The following is a 4,195-nucleotide window of genomic DNA, read 5'->3' on the forward strand; positions in this document are numbered from 1 at the left end:
CATTGTGGTCCCACCTGATCCCATCCCGAACTCAGAAGTGAAACGCAATCGCGCCGATGGTAGTGTGGGGTCTCCCCATGTGAGAGTAGGTCATCGCCAAGCGCCTAATATTCTCGATAAGAGAGCATAAAGCCAGCTGAATAAGCTGGCTTTTTTGTTTTTGATATTTTATTCAAGGCTTCCTCAACTTGTTTGTGCTCATCTTTAACTCTTGCTCAACAGCTCAACAGCTCAACAGCTCAACAGCTCAACAGCTCAACAGCTCAACAGCTCAACAGCTCAAAAGCTTGAGTCATGACGTATCTGTTTTATCGATCAATCTCAGTTTGCTGCAATTCTAGGGTGAAGCGTTTACAATGTCGCTTTTATCGCGGCAGAACATCATCATGTCTTTTCCATACTCGCTAAAACCGTTTAATACTTTTGGCGTAGAGCAATCCTGTTCATCATTGATTGAAGTCCATTCCAAGATGGAACTGCAAACGACTTGCTTATCTTTATATCAATCAAAGCGACCAATCCTTGTACTTGGTGGTGGCAGCAATATCGTATTTACCGATGATTTTAATGGCACTGTAGTGCGAGTATTGTCTAAAGGTATTTCCTGTTCCGAAGATGACTCTCACTTTTATCTTGATGTTGAGGCGGGTGAAAACTGGCATGAATTGGTCCAATTTAGCTTAGAGCAGAATATGCCTGGACTCGAGAATTTAGCCCTGATCCCGGGCACTGTTGGCGCAGCTCCGATTCAAAATATCGGTGCTTATGGTGTTGAGTTTTGTGATGTTTGTGATTGGGTTGAATATCTTGATGTCGAGTCTGGCGACTTACTAAGGCTTACGGTCGATGAATGTGAGTTTTCATATCGCGAGTCGATATTTAAAGGCAGCTTACGCGACAAAGCTGTGATTACCGCTGTTGGTTTGTGCCTCCCTAAAGCTTGGCAACCAAAATTGGCCTATGGCCCGTTGCAATCATTTACCGCTGAGACAGTGACCCCAAGGGAGATTTTTGAGCGAGTCTGTGAGGTGAGGAGCGAAAAGCTACCCAACCCAAAAGAACTCGGTAATGCAGGTAGCTTCTTTAAGAATCCAATCGTAAGCGCGGCGACTTATATGCAGCTTGCTGCGCGTTTCCCGAGTATCGTCGGTTATGCTCAACCCAATGGTGAGGTTAAACTGGCTGCGGGGTGGCTAATTGAGCATGCGGGTCTTAAGGGCTTTGCCCTAGGAAACGCGGGAGTGCATGCGAAGCAAGCCTTAGTATTAGTCAATTTAGGCCATGCAACTGGCCAAGATATTTGTCGATTAGCATTGCATGTGATTGCGCGAGTGAATGAGGTTTTTGGTGTTAAGCTCGAAGCCGAGCCAAGAATTATGGGATTAACTGGGGAGACGAGTCTCGATGTCTGATAACTGGGTGAGAAAACGCGAAATACTGGGATTACTGTCGAGCGAACATTTTGTCTCGGGTGAAGAGTTGGCGACACAACTGGGTATTTCTCGTGCGGCGGTGAGCAAGCATGTCGATGCTTTGGAAGACTATGGTGTGGCGATCTACAGTGTCAAAGGCCGCGGTTACAAGTTAGCTAATCCTATCTCCCTTATCGACTCGGCTCGTTTAATTCAGTCGATCGATAATCGATGCTTTTACTTTGATGAAATCCCGAGCACTAACGGCTTTATGTTAAGTCATACCAGTGAGCTTAAAAGTGGCGATGTATGTGTGGCTGAGTACCAGTCAGCGGGACGAGGACGTAGAGGACGTATTTGGGTGTCTCCCTATGGACATCATTTGTATTTCTCTCAGTTTTGGTCATTCCCCCAAGGGATGGCGCAGGCCATGGGTTTAAGCCTAGTGGTGGCTTGTAGTTTAGTTGAGGTACTGAAATCCTTTGGTGTTGATAATATCGGCGTGAAATGGCCAAACGATATTTATCTTAATTATAAAAAGCTTGCTGGGATTTTAATTGAAATGTCCGGACAGGCGGATAGCGAGTGCCAATTAATCATTGGTATTGGTGTTAACATGGCTATGTCGGAAGACCAAGGTAAGGGAATTGACCAGCCTTGGAGCGACTTGTCTAGCTTGACGGATATGCCAAATAAAACGGACCTCGTGATTGCACTACACAAACAGTTGAAGAGAGACATACAGTTGTTTGAGCGTGAAGGGCTGGCAGCCTTTAAAACGCGCTGGCAACAGGCAGATCTATTCCATGGTAAAGAAATTCGTTTACTCATGGGTGAGAATCACGTTGACGGCATCTGTCGTGGTATCGATGAACAAGGTGCAGTATTGTTAGAAGCCGCCGATGGCATACAAGCCTATATCGGCGGAGAAATCAGTTTAAGAGCAAGATAAGATTATTTACGCAGTAAAACGTGTGACATCAAATGATCCTGTCCTTTTTGTAGGATCAGATGCGCTCGTTCCCTTGTGGGCTGAATATTGAGCTGCAAATTGGGACCGTTGATTGTGTCCCATATTTTCGCCGCTATAGTATAGGCTTCATCATCCGTCAGGCTAGCATAGTGATGGAAATAGGACTTTTCATCACTAAATGCCCCTTTGCGAAATTGCAAAAAGCGCTCTTGATACCATTGCTTCAATAAATGCTCTTCGGCATCGACATAAATCGAAAAATCGACAAAGTCGGAGACAAAGGGCCTACGTATATCGACTGGCGAATCTAAACCAGTTTGTAAAACATTCAGTCCTTCGAGGATCAAAATATCGGGCTGCGAAACGGTTTGATGCTGGCCGCGAATACGATCGTAAGTCACGTGGGAATAGATAGGCGCATTTACATGGGCTTGCCCGGATTTTACCGCCGAAATAAATTCGACCAACATCTTCATATCGTAACTTTCAGGAAAGCCTTTGCGTTGCAATAGCCCTTTACGCTTCAAATCTGCCAGAGGATATAGAAAACCATCGGTCGTAACTAAATCGACTTTAGGATGCTCGGGCCACTGGCTTAGTAACGCCTGTAAAATACGCGCAGTGGTACTTTTACCCACGGCAACACTACCGGCAATGCTGATGATATAAGGGCTGCTTGAGGGCTTTTGCCCGAGAAACTCATCAAGGACTAAACCACGTTGTTGTTTGGCTTTTACAATTAAGTTAAGCAACCTGCTCAGAGGCAAATAAATATCAGTGACTTCGGAGAGCGAAACCTTTTCATTGATACCCCGAAGATTCTCCAAGTCTTGTTCACTCAGCGTCATTGGCACTGCGTCCCTCAAAACAGACCACTGTGCGCGCTCAAAGGCAAGATAGAGTGCTTTTTGAATTGGATTTTTTGACGTCATTGGCTTTCCTCGGCTTAGGAATCGCACAGTACACCATGACTTAAGTATCGACAATATAAAATCAATTCATGAAGCTCGGTTTCTAGCTCTTCTAGCCTTATTTACTGGATAAATGCTTGCCAACATCAGTTTGAGGGTAAAAAAGCATCATTTGATTGCTTTTTTTAAACAAATCGTCGATTTTCGCTTGCACTTGGGCACACATTTACCTAATATCCCGTTCCGAAATGATTTGCCGGCATAGCTCAGTTGGTAGAGCAACTGACTTGTAATCAGTAGGTCCCGAGTTCGACTCTTGGTGCCGGCACCATTTTACTGGAGGGGTTCCCGAGTGGCCAAAGGGATCAGACTGTAAATCTGACGGCTCCGCCTTCGAAGGTTCGAATCCTTCTCCCTCCACCATTTTCTAGGTAGTTAGGTAGCCTTAGTTAGGTTGCGCGGGCATCGTATAATGGTATTACTCCAGCCTTCCAAGCTGATAACGCGGGTTCGATTCCCGCTGCCCGCTCCAAATTTAGTTGCTGATATGGCTCAGTTGGTAGAGCACACCCTTGGTAAGGGTGAGGTCGGCAGTTCGAATCTGCCTATCAGCACCAGCCTTTCTGAATTAAGCTCCTATACCTAAATTAATCGGTTCGATGTCATTTATATGCATCGGATTTTTTCTATATGTATGTTTTCATCACCAAGACTCTTGGATTGAGGCAATACCATGGCTAAAGCTAAATTTGAACGTTCTAAGCCCCATGTTAACGTGGGCACCATCGGTCACGTTGACCATGGTAAAACCACTCTGACTGCAGCTATCTCTCACGTACTGGCTAAGACCTACGGTGGTGAAGCTAAAGACTTCTCTCAAATCGATAACGCTCCAGAAG

At 45.3% G+C, this 4,195-nt stretch carries 4 protein-coding genes, 4 tRNA genes and 1 rRNA gene; 8 read left to right on the forward strand and 1 reads right to left on the reverse strand.

Annotation, left to right across the window (positions count from 1 at the left end):
* The 3 genes from rrf to birA form a co-directional block, all read left to right on the forward strand.
* Window positions 1–102: ribosomal RNA gene (gene rrf, locus MMG82_RS21085) — 5S ribosomal RNA — on the forward strand; the annotation flags it as partial.
* A 284-nt stretch (window positions 103–386) separates the two neighbouring features.
* Window positions 387–1,412, forward strand: a complete 1,026-nt coding sequence (murB, locus tag MMG82_RS21090) for a UDP-N-acetylmuramate dehydrogenase (RefSeq protein ID WP_047540064.1) — start codon at window positions 387–389, stop codon at window positions 1,410–1,412.
* A complete protein-coding gene (gene birA, locus MMG82_RS21095) occupies window positions 1,405–2,364 on the forward strand; it encodes a bifunctional biotin--[acetyl-CoA-carboxylase] ligase/biotin operon repressor BirA (protein WP_047533645.1) in 960 nt (319 codons plus the stop codon). The genes murB and birA overlap by 8 nt, the downstream gene beginning before the upstream one ends.
* Before the next feature lie 2 nt (window positions 2,365–2,366).
* On the opposite strand, the gene coaA is transcribed toward birA, so the two are convergent.
* Window positions 2,367–3,317, reverse strand: coding sequence for a type I pantothenate kinase (gene coaA / locus MMG82_RS21100; protein WP_037417855.1), 951 nt, complete (start codon window positions 3,315–3,317; stop codon window positions 2,367–2,369).
* 234 nt (window positions 3,318–3,551) lie between these two features.
* Between coaA and MMG82_RS21105 the strand changes: the two genes are divergently transcribed.
* The 5 genes from MMG82_RS21105 to MMG82_RS21125 all read left to right on the forward strand — a co-directional run.
* Window positions 3,552–3,627 (forward strand) — tRNA-Thr (locus MMG82_RS21105).
* A 7-nt stretch (window positions 3,628–3,634) separates the two neighbouring features.
* A tRNA-Tyr gene (locus MMG82_RS21110) sits at window positions 3,635–3,719 on the forward strand.
* A gap of 35 nt (window positions 3,720–3,754) precedes the next feature.
* Window positions 3,755–3,828, forward strand: a tRNA-Gly gene (locus MMG82_RS21115).
* Window positions 3,829–3,837: 9 nt separating this feature from the next.
* A tRNA-Thr gene (locus MMG82_RS21120) sits at window positions 3,838–3,913 on the forward strand.
* 116 nt (window positions 3,914–4,029) lie between these two features.
* Window positions 4,030–4,195 (forward strand): GTP-binding protein (locus tag MMG82_RS21125; protein WP_241407392.1); only part of this gene is annotated, 166 nt, incomplete at its 3' end.

This window comes from Shewanella sp. MM_2022_3, from assembly GCF_022557375.1.
GTDB lineage: Bacteria > Pseudomonadota > Gammaproteobacteria > Enterobacterales > Shewanellaceae > Shewanella > Shewanella xiamenensis.

What these genes read in the sequence shown, in the direction of transcription:
- murB (WP_047540064.1), top strand. Translation starts at nt 387, where the DNA reads ATGTCTTTTCCATACTCGCTAAAACCGTTTAATACTTTTGGCGTAGAG.
- birA (WP_047533645.1), top strand. Translation starts at nt 1,405, where the DNA reads ATGTCTGATAACTGGGTGAGAAAACGCGAAATACTGGGATTACTGTCG.
- coaA (WP_037417855.1), bottom strand. Translation starts at nt 3,317, where the DNA reads ATGACGTCAAAAAATCCAATTCAAAAAGCACTCTATCTTGCCTTTGAG.